Genomic DNA, 19,281 nt, shown 5'->3' with positions numbered 1-19,281 from the left:
GCCCTGGTCTCGATCGTCACGTTCGGCAACCTCCAGTGGGTCGGAGAGCGCGGGCGGCCCCGTCCGCAGCCCGAGGGATCTCCCGTGAGAGGGTGATCCGCATGCAGCCCACGACAGCGGTCCGGATCTTGGTGGTCGCGGCGGCCGTTCTCTCGTCCGCTCTGCTCTCCGGCTGTGCAGGCACTCCCGCGGAGCCGACCGTCGAGCGGACGTCGCAGATGGCCGTCGACTACCCCTCCTACGACCTGCCGCAGCTCGTCGGGCAGGCCGATCGCATCATCGAGGGCACCGCCGTCTCGACCCGCGACGCCGTCCTGTATCCGACCTACGAGGGCACCGATCCGCTCTTGAACCCGCTGAGCGAGGCGTCGGAGGAGGAGCAGCGCGCCGCCAGTCTCGAGGGCGCCATCGCCGTCACGGAGGTCGAGCTCGAGGTGACCGCCGTCCACAAGGGCGAGGCGGGAGACCGCCTCACCATCACGCAGACCGGCGGCGTCCTGGACGGGGTCCGCTACACGACCGTGCAGGAGCCCCTGCTCGTACCCGGGAGCTCCTACCTGCTCTTCCTGCACGAGGGCGAGCGTCCCGCCCTCCTCGGCGGGGGCGCCGGCAGCTACGAAGCGGCGGACGGCGGCTACCTCGCCATGGCCGCGCACGCACCCGTCGAGTCGTTGAGCCGCGACGAGCTGGCGCTCCTCCTCGCCGAGGACCGCCGCGCCACCGAGTGATGCGGGCGCCCGCCGGACTGCAGCAAGGGCTCTCGAATACGCGGTGGATCTACTTGGAAGAGACGCCCGCAGACATGCTGGTCGAGTAGCCCCGAAGGGGCGTATCGAGACCCACCACCGCATGAACGTCAGTCTCTTCCCCGCCCTGCGCTGGCGCCGAAGGCGCCCCCTCTGCTCGATACGCCCGCTCCGCGGGCTACTCGATCAGCATGGGAGGGCACACGCAGACTGGTCGACACATGCTGGTCGAGTAGCGCCGTAGGGGCGTATCCAGACCAGCGCCTCCGTGCACATGTGGATCTCGATACGCCCGCTGCGCGGGCTGCTCGATCAGCATGAATCGCTCATGCCCTGCAGACGCTCGACCGAGACCGACCCACGCTGTTCGAGTAGCGCCGCGGGCGCGTATCGAGACCCGCGCGAAGCCCGGCCGCGCCGGATGCTGCGGCCTAGTGCGCTCGCGGCCGGAGCGCGACCGGGAGGGTCAGCTCGCCGCGCTCGACCAGGCTCTGGAGGGCCTCGAGGACGGCGGCCTCCGGTTCGTACCGCGGCGCGTAGCCGAGGAGCGTCGTCGCCTTGTCGATGGAGAAGTACTGGCTGCGGTGCAGGTGGCCCCAGCTCGCGTCGGCGAGGTCGTCGCCCGCGCTGCGGCGGAACTCCTCCCAGCCGACGCTCTCCAGCACGGCCTCCTGCCCGAACCAGCCCGCGGCGATCTGCGCGAACCCGCGGACCGTGAGCGCCGAGGGAGCCACGATGTGGAAGTCCTCCCCCGCGGCTTCCTCGGGCCGAGCCACCGCGAGCTCGAACGCCTGGGCGACGTCGTCGGCGTGCACGTGGTGCAGGGACTCCGCGCCCGAGCCCGGCATGCGCAGCGTTCCGCCGGTGGCCAGGGTCTCCCAGACGGCGGGGTCGAGGTTGCCCAGCGGGCCGATCGGCGCCCAGCCGGGTCCGCTGATGTGGCCCGGGTGCAGCGTGGTGGTGCGCAGGCCGCCCGCGGCGGTCTCGGCCTTCAGGAGGAGGGCGATCGCCTCCTTCTGGCGGCCGTACTCGTCGATCGCGGGCGTGCCCTCGCCCTCCCGGATCGGGAGCTTCAGGGTGGGCCCGTAGCGCCAGACCGATCCGCAGCTGATCAGATGGCCGACGTGCCCGCGGAGCGCCTCGACGAGGGCCCGCGCCGAGTCGACGGTGAAGCAGACCAGATCGATCACCACGTCCGGAGCCAGATCGCGGACCCGGGCGGCGAAGACGCCGTCCTCGTCCTCCTGCTGCCGATCGGCGACGACGTTCCGCACCTGCTCCCACTCCGGGCCGGCGGTGTAGGGGGTGCTGGTGCCGCGGGTGATGGTCGTGACCTCGTGCCCGGCGCGGACGAGCCGGGGGACGAGGAAGGAGCCGATGTGGCCGCTCCCGCCGATGACGACGACGTGCATGGTGGCTCCTCGGGGATGTGACGGGCGGTGCGCTCCACTCCACCACACTCGCGACCGGCGGCGCTGGTGACCCTCCCCTGCTCGGACGTCGGTCGCGCTGCCCTGCGCACCGGCTCAACCGGGACGTCACGAGCGAGGGCGGGAGAGCCTGCCGTTCAGAGGGCCGCGGGTGGCACCGGTGGCGGGTTCGGGATCTCGAAGACGGCCGAGCGCGGCCACATCAGCGTCGGCATGCGCATCTGCTCGGGCCCGCCGATGGCCAGCGCTGTGTCGAGCAGGTCCGCGGCGTGCGCGAGGACGTGCTCGACGTAGGCGGGGTGCACCCAGTGCGGTCCGGAGAAGGCGGAGATCAGGTCCTGGAGGGCACGGACGGAGTCGTGCTGATTCTCGTCCCGCGGGGTCATGGCGGCTCGGATCGCTAGGAGAAGCCCGCTCGGCCGAGCGATGTCACCCATCGGCGGGAGAGAGGTCGTGCACCTCCGCGACGCGGCCGGCATCCGTCACAGTACGCCTCGGACGACCCCGAAGAGGTGTTTCACGAATATCCCGGTGACACCGCAGAAACAGCCCTGCGCGTCTCCGTCCGGGCGATTGCGCGACCGATCGTCCCGGATCGGTGCGAGCAGTGCGGAACGGGGCTAGTCTCAGAGCCCATCCGAGACCTCGCGTGGCGAACCGCACCCTTCCCGGGCGCACACGACGGCGGGACCCCCATGGGCAGGCTGCAGGACGACTCCGGCCGCGGGACCGACGTCGACGACCGGCTCCTCGCTCCCCTGCAGCTCGTGATCGGGACGGAGCTCGGCACGAGCGAGTGCACGCGCGTACCCGGCTTCTTCTTGTGAGCACCAGTCGGCCGGGCGGCGCCTTCGGCGAGGAGATCGACCGGCTCCTCGCCTCCATCACCACTATGCTGCCCGGCGAGGACGCGGCCACCTCCGTGCTCGGCGCTCCCTTCGACATGCAGACTCTCGCGGCGACCAGCCGTCGAGCGGCGACTCTCGACGAGACGCAGATCGACCTCGGCGAAGGGCCCGCCTGGAGCGCGTACCGCGCCTACCGCCCTGTCGAGATGCAGGTCGACGACGAGCGGCACTTCGCCGCATGGCCCGTCTTCGCGCTCTCCGCAGAGGCGGCAGGAACGAGGACGGTCCTCGCCGTCCCTCTGGTCATCGGCACCTCGAGCATCGGCGCGGTCACCCTGTACAGCAGCGCCTCGATGCGGCTCGACGCCGAACAGCTGCAGCTCGCGGGCCGACTCTCGGGAGCGCTCGCCAGGGCCGTGGTCGATCAGGCGATCACCCTGCCGGAGAACGGGAGGCTCGCTCGTGATCCCGCGCTCTCGCGCCGGGAAGTGCACCAGGCGACCGGGATGGTGATCGGCCAGACCCGGTCGACACCGGCGGACGCCCTCGCGATCATCCGCGCCTACGCCTTCGCGGAAGGCATCGGAGTGCGCGACGTGGCCGCACTCGTCCTCGCCGGATCGCTCGACTTCTCCCACGATCCGCCCGCGTGATCCCCCTTTTCCGAGGCGGTCGCCTGCGGGCCTGGTCGGCGGTGATCAGTGCACTCGGCGCCGATCAGCTCGCCGGCGAGACGGTCGATGCGCTCATTCCAGCTCGGTCCGTGGGGCGACAACGGTGGCAGCGCGGTCACGGCAGCGGAAGCTCTTCCGCTCTGTCGGCGCCTACGATCTGGCGATGGTAGAGAAGCAGCTTCCAACCTCGGAGAGTGAAGTCATAGCGCGATCCTGGCTGCGGACAATCCCACCACCTGGACCGCCGCTCGCACCCACATGCCTAGGTCGAGCGCTACGAAGAACACCGTCTGTCCTACGATCGGGAAACGACCGAGCCCTCGAGGGCTCGAGAGGTTGGTCCATTCGATGCGACGAAAGGCTGTGGCGGTCACAGCGCTCGTGGTCCTGGCGGTAGCAGCGCCGATCACCGCCTGGAGCGTCCTCTGGGAGAACACGATCTCGTCGGCTCGGTGCACAGTGACGGAGGTCGTCGACATCCACGCCCGCTACACCCCGAAGTTCGAGGTCGAGACGACTGAATGCGGGACCCTCTTCCTCTCGGGCGGGAACGGTGCGTCCGATCAATGGGTGACGGAGCAGGCGCAGTCGTTGACCCCCTCTGCCGGCTACGACTTCGTGCTGAAGGGATGGAGCTGGTGGACCTCTCAGCGTTCCATCGTGTCGATCGCATCAGCGCGATGAACGTCGACGGCGCAACGACGACGATCGACTCACCTCGAGCGGGACAGGCGGGGCGGGACGGTCGGGGCGCCGGCACCGTCAACTCGAGAACGCTGCACGCGTCCCTAGGGGACGTACTCCTGGGACCAGTAGTCGGCCCGCACCTTCAAGAGGGGCCCCTCGACACTGGAACTCACCGAAAGCAATGACGACGCCCACTAGACCGACCAGGAGAACCCGTGTTCCTTGCGCTCCTCGCCGGCGCTCCCGCCGTGATCGGGGTCCTCTGGCTCGTCAACCTGTCAGGAGACGGGTCCCAGGAGAAGGTGCGGCGAGACACCTGCATCGGCGCCCTTGTCGTCAGCATGCTGTTCGTCGTCGGAGCCGTCGTCCTCTGGTTCGTGCCGGTGGACACGAGCAACGATGCTCAGGGGTCGTTCGGCGCTTCCGCTGTCGCCGTCTCAGCGCTGCTCGTCAGCGGCATCCTCGGCCTCGTCCTCACCTTGATCCTCCGGCTCACGATGCGGGGAGAGGCCCGCGTCGATCGCAGGTGACGCTGAGCTCGGACGATCGGGCTCGCCGCAGGCCGCGCAGCGCGGCTCAGCACGCCATCGGAGCGCAGGTCCGGGCCGGGAGCCACTGCGGAAGAACACGAGAGATCCGGTCGGCGCTCCGCCGTACTCTCTCCCCCATGACGGACTACGCCCGACCCGCTGTCGAGGACCGCGTCTTCACCGACGAGGACGGCCGGCCGATCCCCTACGGGAACCGCTGGCGAGGAGGACCACCTCCGGACGAGAGCTACTCCGTCACCCGCGACACCGAGCGGTTCCGACCCGTCCACACGATCGCGGACGCCCTGCTCGAGTACCTCGCTCGCAGCTACGACGTCACGATCGAGGACGACCCGGCCCTCGCGGCCCGGGACGAAGCCGAGATCTCCTGGGCCGCCCGCGCCGTCCGCGTCACCCCGCGATCGGTCGACGCCGCCCCGCTGACGATCGTCTGGACCGTCTTCCCCGGCGTCCTCCTCCACGCCGGAGCACTGCAGCGGTTCAACTACCCCGTCTGCGGCTGCGACGCCTGCGACGACGACTGGACCGCCCTCGCGGACGACCTCGAGCGAACCGTCCTCGACGTCGTCGCGGGACGCTACGAGGAGAGCATCACCGCTCACGACGGCGGCATCACCGTCGCCTACCGCATCGGAGGCGGTGGTGAGCTGGGCATGTCGAGCGGCTACACCAACGAGGAGGGCGTGCATGAGGTGACCAGTCACGACGGGCAGCAGCTGTCCGCGCCCTGGAGCCGGGCGTGGCAGGCCTGGCCGGAACGCAGGCGCTGACGGACGCTCCGCACGGAGTCACCTCAGCAGGAGCGCGCCGGTCGGGCGACCGCGATCCCGCGCCGCCCTTGACCTCCCTCCCCTATCTTCCTATTCTTCGGTCATGCCCAGACGGAAGCAGGGAGCGGTCCTCCCCCTCGAGCTCGACCTCCTGGACGCGCTCATCGATGCGGGCGAGCCGACGCACGGCTTCGCTCTCGCCGCATCGCTCGCCAGTGGAGACGGCCGGCCGCTCACCGCGCACGGCACGCTCTACAAGGCGCTGGGGAGGATGCAGGAGCGCGGTCTCGTCTCGTCGTCCTGGGAGGACAAGGCGGAGGCGAACGCGCAGGGCCGCCCTCCGCGCCGCCGCTACGAGGTGACCGGCGAGGGACGCGCCGTCGCCCACGCGGCCGCCGCTGCCCGCTCGAGCGCTGCCGGTCGCGCCCCGTTCGTCCTCGGTGGAACGGCGTGAGCGCCCGATCGTCGGCGGCGGTGCGCCGCTCCACGGTCGCCGCGCTGCGCTGGTGCCGCTTCTACACCCGCGGACTGGATCCGCACTTCGCGACCGAGCGGGCGGAGGAGATCGCGTCCGACCTCTTCGAGCACACCCGGTGGGCCGAGGAGAGTGAGCAGGCTCCCCGCCGCACGGCTCGGCAGATCGCCTCGCGCACGGTCCGGGGCGCCGGGGCGGATCTGCTGTGGCGCCGCGCCCGACTCCACGAGGGAAGCGCGGAGATGCTCTTCGACGCGCGAGTGGGGTCGCTCTCCACCGCCCTCTGGGCTGTCGTGTTCGTGCTCGTCCTGGCCTCCGTCGTCGTCGGCGGGTGGGCGAGCACCCGCCTGGTCACGGAGAGTCCGGTGCCGTTCGCGACGACGGCACCGGTGTTCGCGGCGACCGCCGTCGCCGCGCTGGCTCTGCTGCTGCTCCTGCACCACCGGACCCGCCGTGCCGGCGCCGTGCTGGGAGCGGTCGCCGTCTCGGTCCTCCCGACGGTCGCGGTAGACGCGCTCTGGTACATCAGCGCCACGGTCCCCGTGCTCGTGTCCTCGGTGCCCTCCCTCGACCTCCTTCTCCTGCTGCTGGGAAACGCGCAAGGACTCGTCCTGCTCGCCGCCGCCCTCTGCTGGTCCATCGCCCGACGCCCCACCGGAAGCCAGGTCACGACATGACGGATCCCCGCCCTCGAGGCACCACCCGGCTGCGCGCCACGATCGCCCTCGCCGCGGGAGGACTGCTCCTCACGGCAGGCCTCGGCGCCGTCCTCGCCGCCACCACGGCGTCGGCCGTCCAGGACTACGACGACCGCTTCGCCGCCGCGCGGGCGGCCGACCCGCCCGTCGTCGAGGACGACGTCGCCTCGTCGCCGCTCCCCTCGATCACCCCCGCCGCCCACGAGCCGGGCACGCCGTTCGAGGAGGCGACGCCGACCGCCGCCCCCGACGGGCACCGCTACGACCAGTGGGGCGTCCGCCTCTACGACGTCTCCGACGCACCGGACGACATCACCTACCCGGCGAGCCTCGTCGGCGACGAGCTCGGCAACGCGGTCAGCTGGGTCGACATGCAGCTGCGCATCGCCGGCTGCATGCGCGAGGAGGGCTTCGACTACACCTTCAAGCTGTGGTGGGAGCGCTCGCCCGAGGACCGGGGCTCCGAGCCCCTCGCGGAGGACAGCGAGGCCATGGCCGCCCTCTACGGCACGAACCTCACCTCGACCGGCCCCTACGACTGGACGCAGGCCGGCTGCCAGGGCCGGATCGTGCACGAGATGGGCAACGACGACGCCCACTGACGCCCCGACGACGGAGCCCCGCGACGGGCGGGTCCTCGCGGCCCCTCGCCGACCGTGCTCCGCTCCCGCGGTGCGCTCAGACCTCGTCCTGACGTGTCGCCCAGCAGGCGGCGGAGGCCGACCCGCGTCGCAGAGGCGGCGGGCTGCCGACGGCAGCGCGACCGGTGAGCACCAGGCGGACCGGAGCACCCGGAGCCAGGACCGGAGCCGCCGCGGAGGAGTGCGGCGGACCGACTTCGAGTCACCCGCGCCGACCGGTTCCCGGCTCCTCCGTTCGAGGCCTCGAGAAGGGCGTATGGTCCGGCCATGACCGCACTCATCAGCACGGCGCCGACGACCGGATCCCCGATGACACGCCTCCCGGTGGCACCTCGACCGCGCACCGCCGTGCCGGTCCTCCCCGCGGACGATCTGCGGGAGGAGGCGGCTCGCCACACGCGGTTCTGGGCCTCGTACGACGCCGCACCCGGGTCGGTCACCGCCTGGGCCGACGCCGCTCTGTCGACGTGGCGGCGCCCCGCCCCGGCCCCCCGGTCGCCCGCCCGCGAGGGTCTCGACCAGTGGGACGAGGAGGGCGGGTACGACCCCGCCTGACCCCCGATGCCACCGAGGCGCGCCGTCCTCGAGCGCCGCGTCGGTGACGCCTCGACACCACCGCCGGAGGCGAGGTGGTCGAGTGCTGTCGCTCTCCGCGGTCCGGGCGCCCCGCTCGGACCGAGCGGAACTCCGGGCGGTCACTCCCCGCTGGTCTGAACGCTCGCCACGCCGTCGCAGGTCGCCGTCATCGCGGCGACGACCGCGGGGTCGTCCTGCGCGAGGTCGTCGCCGCCGCTCGTGACGGCGCCGTTGGTCGCGGTGCGCCCGTCGGCCGAGAGCTCCACCTGCGTCGAGGTGATGCTGTAGCGCCCATCGGCGTCCCGCGCGGCGAGGACGCCGGAGATCGAATGGTGGCCGTCGGCGTCGGCCGTACCGCAGGTGACGCCCGTTCCGGCGTCGCCGAACCCGGCGAGCACGAATCGGTAGGGCTCCCCGTCGACGCCGACCGGCGTCACGAACGCGCAGTCGGTGAACGCGAAGAGCGCGGCGGTCCTGCCGTCGCTGAGGACGGTCGCCGCGAGGGTCGGGCTCACCGCGACCGTCCAGCCGCGGTGGGTCGCCGGGCCCGCCAGCGTGTCCTGCTGCAGGAAGGTCGCGCCCGAGGCGGTGCGGATGCCGTAGTCGAAGCCGCCGTCCTCGTCGTAGAACGCCTGGTCCGCCCGGCCGTCGCCGTCGATGTCGCCTATCTCCGCCGTCGCGACGCCGGCCGGGACGGGGGTGTCGTTCGGGGTGCAGCCGGCCGAGGACGCGGGCGGTGCGGACGACGGTGCGGACGCGGAAGGGCTCGCCGGTGCGGCCGTCGCGCTGGACGCGGCCGTCGACGTGGACGCCGAGGGCGCCGTCGACGCCTGCGTCTCCTGAGCCGCCCCCGTCGAGCAGCCCGTCACGCCGGCGAGTCCGCCGATCACCGCGACGGAGAGCACGAGCAGACGGGGCGTGAACGGACGGGTCTTCCTGCTTGCCGATCGAACCATGACGACCTCCTCCATCACGATAGGACTGCCGGGCCGCTCGCGCCTCCCCGTGATCGCCGTCTTCCGGTCTCCCGGCGCCGGCTCAGCGCCCCGGCAGGGTGTCGAGCGCCCGGGACCGGGCGGCGAGGAGCTCGGCGTAGGTGCCGTCCCGCTCGGCCCAGCGCAGTCGCTGCGCGGCCCGGACGACGATCTCGTCCGGGGTCGGCTCCTGCGTCAGGAGCTCGAGGACCTCGTCGAGGTAGGCGTCGAGGGGCAGGGCCGCCGGGTTGACGGCCTCCTGGCCCGCGGTCGCGACGGCCGGCGGGACGAGCTCGGTCACCCGGACGCCCGTGCCGGCCAGCTGCGCCCGCAGCGACTCGGTGTACGCGTGGACGCCCGCCTTGGACGCGCCGTAGCTGGGCATCAGCGGGAACGGCAGGAAGGCGATCCCCGAGGACACGGTGACGATGTCGCCGCCGCCCCGGCCGAGGAGGTGCGGGGTGAAGGCGTCGACGGCGCGGATCGTGCCGAGCAGGTTGACGGCGACGGTCCGCTCCGCGGTGGCGAAGTGGGCGGGGTCGCGGAGATCCTCCTGGAGCAGGACCCCGGACATGGTGACGACCGTGTCGAGGCCGGGATGCGCCGCCAGCACCTCGTCCCTGGCCCGGGTCACGGAGTCGGCGTCGGTGACGTCGATCCGGACGGTCTCGAGGTCCTCGACCCGGGCGGTGTCGCGTCCGCCGACGACGACGGTGCTGCCGGCGGCGGCGAAGCGGCGGGCGAGGCCGAGGCCGATGCCCGAGGTGCCGCCGATGACGAGGACGGTGCGGTCGGTGATGTCCATGGTGTCTCCTCCTGGGGGAACGGGTCCGCGGTGAGCGGCTCGGCTCGATGGTCGTCGCCGCCGCCGGGGGCAGCCAGGTCCCGGCGGATCCGGGGAGTGGCAGGGCCTCTCTCCGCGGGCGACGGGGTGGGTATCGTCGGCCCCATGGATGTCGACGCACCGGCGAACGCGCTCGGCGAGTACCTGCAGGCCCGGCGCGCGCTCGTCGCTCCCGAGCGGGTGGGCCTGCCGCCGGGGACGCGGCGGCGGGTGCCGGGCCTCCGCCGGGAGGAGGTCGCCCTCCTCGCCGGCATCAGCGCCGACTACTACGTCCGCCTCGAGCGCGGCCGCGACGACAACCCCTCCGCGCAGGTGCTCGAGGCCATCGCCCGGGTCCTGCAGCTGGACGACGTCGAGACGGCCTGGCTGCACGACCTCGCCGCGCCGAAGCCCCGCGTGCGGCGGCGCGCGCGGTCGGCGGAGCAGGTCCCCGCGCGGCTGCACCACCTCCTCGCCGCACTCGAGGTCCCCGCGTTCGTCGAGGGCCGCTACTTCGACGTCCTCGCCTCGAACCGGGCGGCCGTGTCGCTCTCGCCGCGGCTCGCTCCCGGCCACAACCGCCTGCGGTCGCTGCTGCTCGATCCGGAGGAGCGCCTGTTCCACCGCGACTGGGAGACAGCGGTCGAGTCGTTCGTCGGCGTCGCCCGGCAGACCCTCGGCCAGGACGCGAGCGACCCCCGCGCGGTCGAGCTCGTCGGCGAGCTGTCCCTCGCCAGCGCCCGCTTCCGCACCCTCTGGGCCCGGCACGACGTCCGCCCGCTCCGCGGCGGCACCGCGACGATCGACCACCCCCGGGTCGGCCCCCTCGACCTGCACCGCGAGAAGCTGCCGGTCGACGGGCTCGTCCTGGTGATCTACTACCCCGACGAGCACGGCGACAGCGCCGACCGCCTCCGCCTGCTCGCGGCCTGGGACGGCAGCACACCCGAGTCCGCCCTCGGGGCGCGCGACTGACGGTCCCCGGGACGATGTCAGAGCCGCGGCGCCCGCGGGGACGATGCCGGAGTCACGGTCCTCGTCGGACGGTCCCCCTCGGGTTCCGGCTCGTCGGTGAGGCGCAGCCCGCCCGGGGCGTAGGAGTCCGCGATCCAGCGCCGCACCCAGGCCTGGTTGAGGACGACGCGATCGACACTGGCGTACCGGAAACGGAGCGCGCTGGCGGGATGCAGCCAGATCGAGGTGCGACCGCTGCCCACGGCAGGCAGGTCCTTCCAGGAGAGGTAGAAGCTCTCGCCTCGGCCGAGCTTGGTGCCGATGACGACCTGGAGGTGACCGAGGAGGCGGTCCTCGAAGTCCACGTCGAGCCGCGAGTCGTAGACGAGTCGTCCCATGGGGATCCTGACGTCGGGTGCATCCGGAATGGATGCCGTGGCCACGCGAAAGGGGTCCTGATGGGGTCGGAACGGAGGCTACGCCCGAACGGGCCGGAATCCTCACGCTTCGTCGATATCGGTGCGACATCCCGCTCCTGGCCCCCCCGAGCGCTTCCCAGAGCGACTCGGGAGGTCTGGGTTGCAGACACACGGGGTTCCGGATCCGGATCGGAGGCCGTGAGGAGGGGGCTCACTGTCCTGGCGGCGCCGCCTCTGCGCGGGTTCCCGTCGGCTGCGCGCACTCCGGCGTGACCGACAGGCGCCGCAGTGCGGAGCCGGCCCGACCTGCGCGGCCGCGCGGAGCGCCTCGCTCCGCAGGACGAGCGGCGGTCGGCTACCTCCTGCTCGCCGGTCCCGGCAACCCCGTCCCCGCCCGGGCGACGCATCGCCGACCATGGAACGGTGCAGCAGCTGAGCAACGCCCTCCGGAGCTCCTTCCCGGCCGGCGGCGGAGACCGCCGTGACTGAGCCGGGCGAGGAGCCGGGCCCCTTCCTGTCCTGGGTCGGCGCGCTCGAGGAGGTGGGCGACGACGACGTGCCGGTCCTGCAGGCGGTCGGCTTCCTCAGCGTGAGCCTGCGCCTGAGCGCGGACGCGGCGTTCGCCGCTCTGCGCGACGAGGCCCGAGCGCTGACCCTCGACCTGCGGGAGGTCGCTTCCGAGGTGATCACCTTCCGCCGGACCATCCCCGCACCCGAATGAGGGGCCGGCGGGCGGACGGCGGGGCACACCGGTCGGATCGACGAGCGGCCGGGTCCGCGGCACGGGTCTGTTGCCCCGCATCCCTGTCCTCTAGCGGACATGTCCGCTAGAGGATCTTGCCGCGGACACTCCCCCACTGCGACACTCGCCCCGATGAGCACACACGGCGTCCGCGACCCCCGCCCCTCCGACGTCGCGAGGCGCACCGTGCTCGGGGCGGCCTGGTCGACCCCGGTCGTCGCGGTCGCGACGGCCGCGCCGATGGCCGCGGCGAGCACCGCCGGGCTCACGGCCCGCCTGTCCTGGGACGGCCCGAGGGGCGTCCAGACGGAGTCGTCCCTCCTGTTCCTCACCCTGGAGTCGCCCTCACGCGGCACTCCGGTCGTCCGCGGGACCGGCAGTCTCACCCTGACCGTCCTCGAGGAGTACGCCTTCTCCCCCGCGAAGTCGGTCGTCGCGCCGGCGGGGTGGACGGTGATCAACGACAACGGCCGGACGATCACGATCCTCGCCCCCGACGGCGTGAGCGCGGGGACCAAGGGCTTCAACGTCGAGTGGGGTGAGCTGTCCGGCAACTGGACGACTACGGCCACCTGGACCGAGAGCGAGGTCACCGGCTCCGTCTCGTCGACCATCGAGGTCGGGCCGCGGGGCTTCCCCGTGCTCGAGTGGCTGACGAACCCCGCCGTCTTCGGCGGGACGTCGACGCTCCGGCTGCTGGTGCCCGCCGACTGCTACGCGATCGGCTACCCCGGACTCCTGCTGATCCCCGCCGAGCTCTTCGACGCGTCGACGATCGCCCTGCCCGCGGGCTGGAGCGTCGTCGACGAGGACAGCGCCGCGTTCGCGTACCTCACCGGTCCGACCGTCGCCGGTGCGGCCGACTTCGCCTTCACCTTCGGCCCGGGCTCGACCACGACCAGCCCGGTCGTGCAGTGGATCTCCCCGACGGCACCGGGGACGACGCCGATCCAGCCCCGCCCGCCCCTCCGGCTCACGCCCGCCTGACGCGGCGCCGCCGGCGCACGGCTGCCGCTGGGTCTCGATACGCGCCTGCGGCGCTACTCGACCAGCATGCAGGGCGCGGAGCCGCACGCAGCAGGCAGCGCACCCATGCTGATCGAGTAGCCCGCGCAGCGGGCGTATCGAGATCCACCATCACCGACACGTCAGGCGACAGCGGGTCTCGATACGAGCCTGCGGCGCTACTCGACCAGCATGCAGAGGGCTCCGCCTCCGCCTGCTGCGGCGCACCCCTCCGCCGGCTAGGCCGGGTTCGACTTCAGCAGCCGGGTCACCGCGATCATCGCGCCGCCCACCACCGCGGGGATCCCGCCGCCGGGGTGCACCGACGCTCCGACCCGCCACAGCCACGGCCGCAGGCGGTCGTGGTACGCGGGCCGGTGGAAGGGCCCGCTCTGCCAGGAGGGCCGCGCCGCGCCGTAGAGCGCGCCGTGCGGTTCGCCGCCCTCGCCGTAGTACTGCGGATCGAGCACCGTCTGCTCGTCGAGGAGGTCGGTGAGGAGCCCGTCGAGCCTCATCGCCCGCGAGACGCGCTCGACCTCGCGCCGCACGAAGGGGTGCTCGGCGGTGTACCGGCCGCCGTCGGCGGGCGCGGTGAGCAGGACGCCGAGGGTGCTGTGCGGATTCGGGTACACCTCGCCCGCGCGGTACTGGTTGACGAACACCATGGTGTCCGCCGGCTCGTCGCCCGCCTCGAGGCTGCGGTGCAGCGCGGCGGGCCGGGTCGGCAGCACCACGCTGTGCGTCGCGATGCTCGCCGGCAGCTCCTCCCGCAGCACGCCGTAGAGCGCGATCGCCGAGCAGGAGAGGGTGCGGGGGCGCAGGCGGGGCAGCGCCGGCAGCCGCGACGGACCCGTCAGCACCTCCAGCCGGTCGGCGTCCAGAGCGCTGACGACGAGGTCGGCCGGATAGTGCCCGGTGTCCGTGGTGACCGACCCGCGCTCGATGCGGATGACCGCCTCGCCGGTGCGCACCTCGACGCCGGCCGCCTCGGCCAGCCGGCTCAGCGCCAGCACGATCTCGTACACGCCGCCGCGGGGCACCCAGGCCCCGGTCTCGGCCATGATCGCCGGCATGCTCGCGTAGAGGGCGGGGGTGCGCGCGGGCGAGACGCCCGCGTTGAGAGTGTGGATCGCGATGATCTCGCGCAGCCCCTCCGGCAGCCAGGGCAGGCCGTCGAGGTAGGCGCGCGTGGTGAGCCGCGAGCCGTAGACGGCCAGCAGCCGGCGCAGCGCCGGGAGCGCGGCCCGGTCGAGCGGGTCGGCGAGCAGCAGCTCGGTCACGTCGTCGGCGAGGGGCGCGTGCAGCTCGGAGAAGCGCCGCCAGGCCGGGTACCAGGGGTGTTCCGGCGCGACCGGCAGCGAGGTCTCCTCCCCGTCGTAGTAGTAGCGGCCCACCTCGGGCATCCGCACCAGGTCGAGCCGGCCGGCGTCCCGGACGCGCTCGGGGGCGCGGTCGCCGTCGCCGAGGCGCCGCAGCAGCTCGTCCCACACCGCCGGGAACGTCACCAGGGACGGCCCGGTGTCGATGCGGTCCTCGCCCAGCTGGAGGCGGCGGCTCTTGCCGCCGAGCTCGGCGGAGGCCTCCAGGAGGGTGACCCGGTGGCCGGCGCGCGCGAGCAGCGCGGCCGCGGTGAGCCCGCCGATCCCGCCGCCGACGACGACGACGCGGCTCATGCGGAGCCTCCCAGCACGATCGAGACCAGCAGCAGGACCCCGGTGAAGGAGCCCGCGATGTACGGGAAGGCGACCGACAGGCGGTAGAGCCGGTGACCGGTCTCCGGCGTCGGGTCGCGCAGCAGGCGCACGACGAGGACACCGGCGATCAGGAGGTTGACCGCGGCGACCGGCACGCTCACCAGGGCGAACAGCACTGTGGAGACGAGCCACCAGGCCCCGCTCCACAGGGCCGTCCCGCGCGCCCCGAGCCGCACCGCGGTGGTGGTGATGCCCGCGTCGCGGTCCTCCACGATGTCCTGCACCGCGTCGAAGGCGTGCTTGGCCACACTCCAGGCCATCAGCCCGAGGGCGGCCGGCCAGACCGGCGACACTTCGAAGGCGGCGGGCACGATGACCAGCGGCAGCGCGTAGGCCGCGTTGCTCAGCGAGTCGAGGAAGGGCCGCGCCTTGAAGCGCAGCGGCGGCGCGGAGTAGAAGACGAAGACGCCGGCGTAGAGCAGGATCGCGGCGTTCGCGAGCGGCGGCAGCGCGAGGAGGAAGTAGACCAGGAACGGGACGTTGGTCGCCGCGACGGCCCAGGCGATCAGCCGCACCTCGGACTGCCGGATCCTCGCGCCCTCGATCGAGCCCTTGCGGGGATTGGCCGCGTCCGTGTCCTGGTCGTAGATGTCGTTGACGCCGTAGATCAGCACGTTGAACGGCAGCGTGAGCCACAGGATGATCGGCAGCGCCCGCAGGTCGAACAGCGCGCCGGTGAGCCACACGGCGACGAGTCCGGAGCCGATGGTGTTGATCCAGAGCACCGGGCGCGAGATGTGCACGAGGCGGCGCACGACCGCGCCGATCGCGAGCGGTGCGGTGCTCGCCGTCCGCTCACTGCCATCAGTCACTCGCCCGAGGCTACCCGGCCCCTCGACGCGGGGTGATGACTTGCGGGCCACACTGGGGGGATGCGTATGATGCTCGCCACCGCCGGCACCCGCGGCGATGTGGAGCCCTTCGCGGCCCTCGCCCGGCACGCCGTCGCCCGCGGTCACGAGGTCCTGCTGGCCCTGCCCGACGACGCGGACGCCCCCGAGGGCGTCGACACCGTGGCGCTCGGCCTGGACGCGCGGCGGATGCTCTCCCCCGCCGGCCGCACCCCGTGGGCGCTCGCGAACCATCTGCGCCGGGAGGTGCGGCCCGCAATGCGGCGGATGCTGGCCACCGCGGTGCGGGAGACGATCGCCTTCGAGCCCGACGTGGTGGTCCACCACCCGCTGATCCTCAGCGCGCCGATGGCGGCGGACGCGCTCGGCGTGCCCCGGGTGCTGGTGGAGTTCGCTCCGGTGGCCACCCCGAGCGAGCGCTTCCCCGCCGCCGGCGGCCCCACGGCCACCCGCGACCTCGGCGCCTACAACCGGCACACCTACGCCGTGCCGCGCAGTGCCGCGCGGCTCTTCGAGGCCGACGTCGCCCGTGCCGCCGCCGAGCTGCCGGGCGGTCGCCGTCCGAAGCAGCGCTCGCCGTCGCGCGCGACGCTCATGGCCGTCAGCTCCGCGCTGCTGCCGCGCCCCGACGACTGGCCGGAGCGGGTGCACCAGACCGGGGCGTGGCACGGGGAGGATCCGGCGGCCGCCGTCGACCCGGGGGTCGCCGGATTCCTCGCCGCCGGCCCGTACCTCGTCGCCTCCTTCGGCTCGATGGCCGCCGGCGACGCGGCGGCCCGCGGGGGCGCGATCGTCGCCGCCGCGCGAGCGCACGGCCTGCGGGTGCTGCTCGTCACCGGCTGGGGCGGCCTCGCGCTGCCGGCGGAGTCCCGCGGTCACGATGTGCTGGCCGTGCGGTCGGCGCCGTTCGACGCGGTGCTGCCGGGCGCGGCGCTCGCCGTGCACCACGGCGGGGCCGGCACCTCCCACACCGTCGCGCGGGCCGGCGTGCCGGCGGTCGTCGTGCCCGTCACCGCCGACCAGCCGTTCTGGGCCGCGCAGCTGCACCGGCAGGGCCTCGCCGCCGCCCCGGTCCCGCTGCGCCGGCTCTCGGCCGGCACCCTCGTGCCCGCGATGACCGACGCCCTGTCCCGCCGCGAGCGGGCCGCCGAGGTGGGCCGCCTCCTGCGGAGCGAGCACGGGGTCCAGCGGGCGCTGGACGTGCTCGAAGCCCTCTGAGCCGAGGCGACCCGCTCGAGGACCGCCTCGAGGACCGCCCGGAGGATCGGCTCGTGGACAGCGACAAGACCGAGGGCGGTTGTCGGTGACCTGAGTGAAGACCATGCCGCGGGTCCGCCCGGAAGACTGGAGGCATGGATCAGGACAGCGTCAGCATCTCCTCCGAGCTCGCCCAGGTGTCGTCGCACTGGACGCCGCGGGTCGTCGGACGGGTGAACGATCAGTACGTGAAGGTGGCCAGGCTCCTCGGCGAGCTCGTCTGGCACTCGCACGACGAGGAGGACGAGATGTTCCTCGTCGTCTCGGGCCGGCTGCGCATCCAGCTCGAGAACCGGCCCGACGTGCATCTCGCTCCCGGTGAGTTCTTCGTCGTCCCCCGCGGTGTGCGGCACAATCCCGTGGCCGAGGAGGAGGTCGAGATCGTGCTGATCGAGACCGTCACCACCGCTCACACCGGCGACGTGGTCGTCGCCGGCACCGTGCCGATCGCCGCGCAGCTGAACCGCTCCTCCGAGCCCGGGGCCTAACCGCTCACTCGACGCCGGAGCCGCCCTGCTCGACGCCGGGTTCCGATCGCCGGGCCTCCGCCCGGGTGTACTCTCTCCTCATCTGAGGTAAAAAGCAGTCCGCGCTCGTCCGCGGTCTGTGCGCACACGCGGCATCGAGTGATCCGCCACTTCTTCCCCGTGAAGGAGTGCGCCCATGGTGATCGACGCCCCCGATCCGCCCCGCGAGGCACGGCCCCACGCCGCCTGCGCGAGGAGCGGGTCGCCCTCACCGGCCTGTCGGCCGCGTCCCTGCTCGGGATGCTCGACAGCTCGATCCTCACCGTCGCCCTGCCCGCCCTCGGCCGCGGCCTGCACCCGTCGACCACGGGCCTGCAGCGGGTGACCGGCGCCTCCTCGGTCGCGTCCGGCGGCCGCGGTCCTCGCGGGGACCGGCTTCGTGATCCGTCAGCGCACCGCCCGACCTCCTCCGCTTCCAGGACGCGATCACCGTCGCCGCCCTGACCCTCGCTCTCGCCGCCGCGGTGCTCGTCGCCGCCGACGCCCTCCGTTCCCGCACCACCTCGACCCAGGAGACCACCGATGTCCGACATCCTCACGCCGCCGCCCTTCGACCCCGAGCTCGCGACCTTCCTCGACCGGCTGCAGGAGCGCGGACCCTTCACCCTGACCACGGCGATGCTCCCGCGCATGCGCGAGCTGGAGACGACGGAGCAGGAGCTCGACGACGCACTGCGCGCCCGCGGCCTCGAACGGCGCACCGTCACCGTCCCCGGGCACGACGGTGATCCGATCGACCTCGGCATCCTCCAGCGCGCCGGTCGCACCGGCACCGCCCCCTGCTTCTTCACCATCCACGGCGGCGGCATGATGTTCGGCCACTACCTCGGGAACCTCGACTCCTACGACGACTGGCTGCTCACCCACGACGTCGTCCTCGTCACCGTCGACTACCGCCTCGCCCCCGAGCACCCCGATCCCTACCCCGTGGAGGACTGCTACGCCGGTCTCGTCTGGACCGCCGAGCACGCCGACGCACTGGGCGTCGACCCCGACCGCATCGTCCTGGTCGGCCAGAGCGCCGGTGGCGGACTCGCCGCGGGCACCGCCCTGCTCGCGCGCGACCGCCGGGGACCGTCGATCCTGGCCCAGATCCTGATCTCCCCGATGCTCGACGACAGCGATTCGACCGTCTCGACGAGGCAGATCGACGGGATCGGCGTCGCCGACCGAGCCATGACCCGGTTCGGCTGGGACGCCTACCTCGGCGCCAGGCGCGGCGGCGAGGACGTCTCCGTCTACGCCGCGCCCGCACGAGCCGGCGACCTGTCCGGACTCCCCCAGGCCTACCTCGACTGCGGCAGCGCCGAGGTGTTCCGGGACGAGACGGTCACCTACGCGAGCCGCCTCTGGGAAGCCGGAGTCCAGGCGGAGCTCCACGTCTGGCCCGGAGCGTTCCACGGCTTCACCAGCATGTTGCCCGGCGCCGAGCTGTCCCGCGCCGCCGTCACCGCGCTGGCCCGGTGGACGACCCGCCTCCTGGAGGGACGACCGTGAGCGGCGAGCGGGCGAGGCGCTGAGCGGGTCGCGCGCCGCCCGTTCGCCGGGTCGGGCCGCGTCCCGCGGGGCGCGCCCGTCCTCCGAGAGGTCTGCGACCTGAGGGGGAGGCTCGCGCCGAGCCCCGCGGCTACCGTGGAGGGATGGCTTCGAACGAGAATCCCGCTGCGCCCGTCGCGGTCTGGTACTTCGTGGGGGCGACGTTCGTCGCCGCCCTGCCGATGATCCTGTTCCCGGATCTGCCCTGGCCGCTGCGCCTGTGCAGCATCGCGCTCGCCCTCGTGCTGATCGCGGGCGGCGGCGCGCAGCTGCGCCGCGAGAAGCGCGGCGCCGACCGCGGCGTCGACCAGCCGCCCGAGGCGTAGCGCCGGCTTCCGCAGCA

The 19,281-nt window shown here is 73.2% G+C and carries 24 protein-coding genes; 17 read left to right on the top strand and 7 right to left on the bottom strand.

Annotated features, from left to right (window positions below; genetic code table 11):
* Positions 1-101 precede the first annotated feature (101 nt).
* Positions 102-728, top strand: a complete 627-nt coding sequence (locus MT350_RS16875) for a hypothetical protein (RefSeq protein ID WP_243600122.1) — start codon at positions 102-104, stop codon at positions 726-728.
* Positions 729-1,177: 449 nt separating this feature from the next.
* Here MT350_RS16875 and MT350_RS16870 read toward each other — a convergent pair whose 3' ends face one another.
* Both MT350_RS16870 and MT350_RS16865 read right to left on the bottom strand, forming a co-directional pair.
* Positions 1,178-2,158 (bottom strand): NAD(P)-dependent oxidoreductase, encoded by a 981-nt coding sequence (locus MT350_RS16870; RefSeq protein WP_243600121.1) that lies wholly within the window; start codon positions 2,156-2,158, stop codon positions 1,178-1,180.
* Between the two features lie 155 nt (positions 2,159-2,313).
* Positions 2,314-2,562 (bottom strand): hypothetical protein, encoded by a 249-nt coding sequence (locus MT350_RS16865; RefSeq protein WP_243600120.1) that lies wholly within the window; start codon positions 2,560-2,562, stop codon positions 2,314-2,316.
* 309 nt (positions 2,563-2,871) lie between these two features.
* On the opposite strand from MT350_RS16865, the gene MT350_RS20240 reads away from it, so the two are divergent.
* The 9 genes from MT350_RS20240 to MT350_RS16825 all read left to right on the top strand — a co-directional run bounded on the left by MT350_RS20240 (position 2,872) and on the right by MT350_RS16825 (position 8,075).
* Complete coding sequence (locus tag MT350_RS20240; protein ID WP_279392414.1) at positions 2,872-3,003, top strand: hypothetical protein; 132 nt, start codon at positions 2,872-2,874, stop codon at positions 3,001-3,003.
* Positions 3,000-3,677, top strand: coding sequence for a GAF and ANTAR domain-containing protein (locus MT350_RS16860; RefSeq protein WP_243600119.1), 678 nt, complete (start codon positions 3,000-3,002; stop codon positions 3,675-3,677). Before MT350_RS20240 ends, MT350_RS16860 begins: the two co-directional genes overlap by 4 nt.
* Before the next feature lie 384 nt (positions 3,678-4,061).
* Positions 4,062-4,382 carry a hypothetical protein gene (locus tag MT350_RS16855; RefSeq protein WP_243600118.1) on the top strand — a complete coding sequence of 107 codons (321 nt, stop codon included), beginning with the start codon at positions 4,062-4,064 and terminating at the stop codon, positions 4,380-4,382.
* A gap of 218 nt (positions 4,383-4,600) precedes the next feature.
* Complete coding sequence (locus tag MT350_RS16850) at positions 4,601-4,915, top strand: hypothetical protein (protein WP_243600117.1); 315 nt, start codon at positions 4,601-4,603, stop codon at positions 4,913-4,915.
* 137 nt (positions 4,916-5,052) lie between these two features.
* Positions 5,053-5,706 carry a DUF6226 family protein gene (locus MT350_RS16845; RefSeq protein ID WP_243600116.1) on the top strand — a complete coding sequence of 218 codons (654 nt, stop codon included), beginning with the start codon at positions 5,053-5,055 and terminating at the stop codon, positions 5,704-5,706.
* Between the two features lie 103 nt (positions 5,707-5,809).
* The gene (locus MT350_RS16840) at positions 5,810-6,160 is read left to right on the top strand and encodes a PadR family transcriptional regulator (protein WP_243600115.1); all 351 of its coding nucleotides are present in this window, start codon (positions 5,810-5,812) and stop codon (positions 6,158-6,160) included.
* Positions 6,157-6,858 (top strand): hypothetical protein, encoded by a 702-nt coding sequence (locus MT350_RS16835; protein ID WP_243600114.1) that lies wholly within the window; start codon positions 6,157-6,159, stop codon positions 6,856-6,858. Before MT350_RS16840 ends, MT350_RS16835 begins: the two co-directional genes overlap by 4 nt.
* A complete protein-coding gene (locus tag MT350_RS16830; RefSeq protein WP_243600113.1) occupies positions 6,855-7,481 on the top strand; it encodes a hypothetical protein in 627 nt (208 codons plus the stop codon). Before MT350_RS16835 ends, MT350_RS16830 begins: the two co-directional genes overlap by 4 nt.
* Before the next feature lie 306 nt (positions 7,482-7,787).
* Entirely contained in the window at positions 7,788-8,075 is a 288-nt protein-coding gene (locus MT350_RS16825) for a hypothetical protein (protein ID WP_243600112.1), read from the top strand.
* A gap of 140 nt (positions 8,076-8,215) precedes the next feature.
* On the opposite strand, the gene MT350_RS16820 is transcribed toward MT350_RS16825, so the two are convergent.
* Both MT350_RS16820 and MT350_RS16815 read right to left on the bottom strand, forming a co-directional pair.
* On the bottom strand, positions 8,216-9,052 hold the full coding sequence (locus MT350_RS16820) for a hypothetical protein (protein ID WP_243600111.1): 837 nt from the start codon (positions 9,050-9,052) through the stop codon (positions 8,216-8,218).
* Positions 9,053-9,134: 82 nt separating this feature from the next.
* Positions 9,135-9,875: an SDR family oxidoreductase gene (locus tag MT350_RS16815; protein ID WP_243600110.1), complete on the bottom strand. Its 741-nt coding sequence runs from the start codon at positions 9,873-9,875 to the stop codon at positions 9,135-9,137.
* A gap of 144 nt (positions 9,876-10,019) precedes the next feature.
* On the opposite strand from MT350_RS16815, the gene MT350_RS16810 reads away from it, so the two are divergent.
* Complete coding sequence (locus tag MT350_RS16810; protein ID WP_243600109.1) at positions 10,020-10,868, top strand: helix-turn-helix domain-containing protein; 849 nt, start codon at positions 10,020-10,022, stop codon at positions 10,866-10,868.
* Positions 10,869-10,885: 17 nt separating this feature from the next.
* Here MT350_RS16810 and MT350_RS16805 read toward each other — a convergent pair whose 3' ends face one another.
* Positions 10,886-11,245: an ATP-dependent DNA ligase gene (locus tag MT350_RS16805; RefSeq protein ID WP_243600108.1), complete on the bottom strand. Its 360-nt coding sequence runs from the start codon at positions 11,243-11,245 to the stop codon at positions 10,886-10,888.
* A gap of 502 nt (positions 11,246-11,747) precedes the next feature.
* Here MT350_RS16805 and MT350_RS16800 point away from each other — a divergent pair.
* Entirely contained in the window at positions 11,748-11,987 is a 240-nt protein-coding gene (locus MT350_RS16800; protein ID WP_123737003.1) for an ANTAR domain-containing protein, read from the top strand.
* 153 nt (positions 11,988-12,140) lie between these two features.
* Positions 12,141-12,995: a hypothetical protein gene (locus tag MT350_RS16795; RefSeq protein ID WP_243600107.1), complete on the top strand. Its 855-nt coding sequence runs from the start codon at positions 12,141-12,143 to the stop codon at positions 12,993-12,995.
* A gap of 257 nt (positions 12,996-13,252) precedes the next feature.
* On the opposite strand, the gene MT350_RS16790 is transcribed toward MT350_RS16795, so the two are convergent.
* A complete protein-coding gene (locus tag MT350_RS16790) occupies positions 13,253-14,686 on the bottom strand; it encodes an NAD(P)/FAD-dependent oxidoreductase (RefSeq protein WP_243600106.1) in 1,434 nt (477 codons plus the stop codon).
* Positions 14,683-15,579 (bottom strand): UbiA family prenyltransferase, encoded by an 897-nt coding sequence (locus tag MT350_RS16785; RefSeq protein ID WP_243600105.1) that lies wholly within the window; start codon positions 15,577-15,579, stop codon positions 14,683-14,685. Before MT350_RS16785 ends, MT350_RS16790 begins: the two co-directional genes overlap by 4 nt.
* Before the next feature lie 69 nt (positions 15,580-15,648).
* Here MT350_RS16785 and MT350_RS16780 point away from each other — a divergent pair, with 69 nt between their 5' ends.
* The 4 genes from MT350_RS16780 to MT350_RS16765 all read left to right on the top strand — a co-directional run bounded on the left by MT350_RS16780 (position 15,649) and on the right by MT350_RS16765 (position 19,264).
* Entirely contained in the window at positions 15,649-16,836 is a 1,188-nt protein-coding gene (locus MT350_RS16780) for a glycosyltransferase (protein ID WP_243616301.1), read from the top strand.
* A 134-nt stretch (positions 16,837-16,970) separates the two neighbouring features.
* Entirely contained in the window at positions 16,971-17,363 is a 393-nt protein-coding gene (locus MT350_RS16775) for a cupin domain-containing protein (protein WP_243600103.1), read from the top strand.
* A gap of 561 nt (positions 17,364-17,924) precedes the next feature.
* Complete coding sequence (locus MT350_RS16770; RefSeq protein WP_243600102.1) at positions 17,925-18,899, top strand: alpha/beta hydrolase; 975 nt, start codon at positions 17,925-17,927, stop codon at positions 18,897-18,899.
* A 143-nt stretch (positions 18,900-19,042) separates the two neighbouring features.
* Positions 19,043-19,264, top strand: coding sequence for a hypothetical protein (locus tag MT350_RS16765; protein ID WP_243600101.1), 222 nt, complete (start codon positions 19,043-19,045; stop codon positions 19,262-19,264).
* The last annotated feature ends 17 nt before the right edge of the window (positions 19,265-19,281 follow it).

Origin of the sequence: Rathayibacter sp. VKM Ac-2928 (assembly GCF_022815545.1) — a bacterium.
In the GTDB taxonomy this organism is placed as follows: Bacteria; Actinomycetota; Actinomycetes; order Actinomycetales; family Microbacteriaceae; genus Rathayibacter; species Rathayibacter festucae.
The sequence above is the reverse complement of the archived record's forward strand: the minus strand, read 5'-3'. Positions and strand labels throughout refer to the sequence as shown.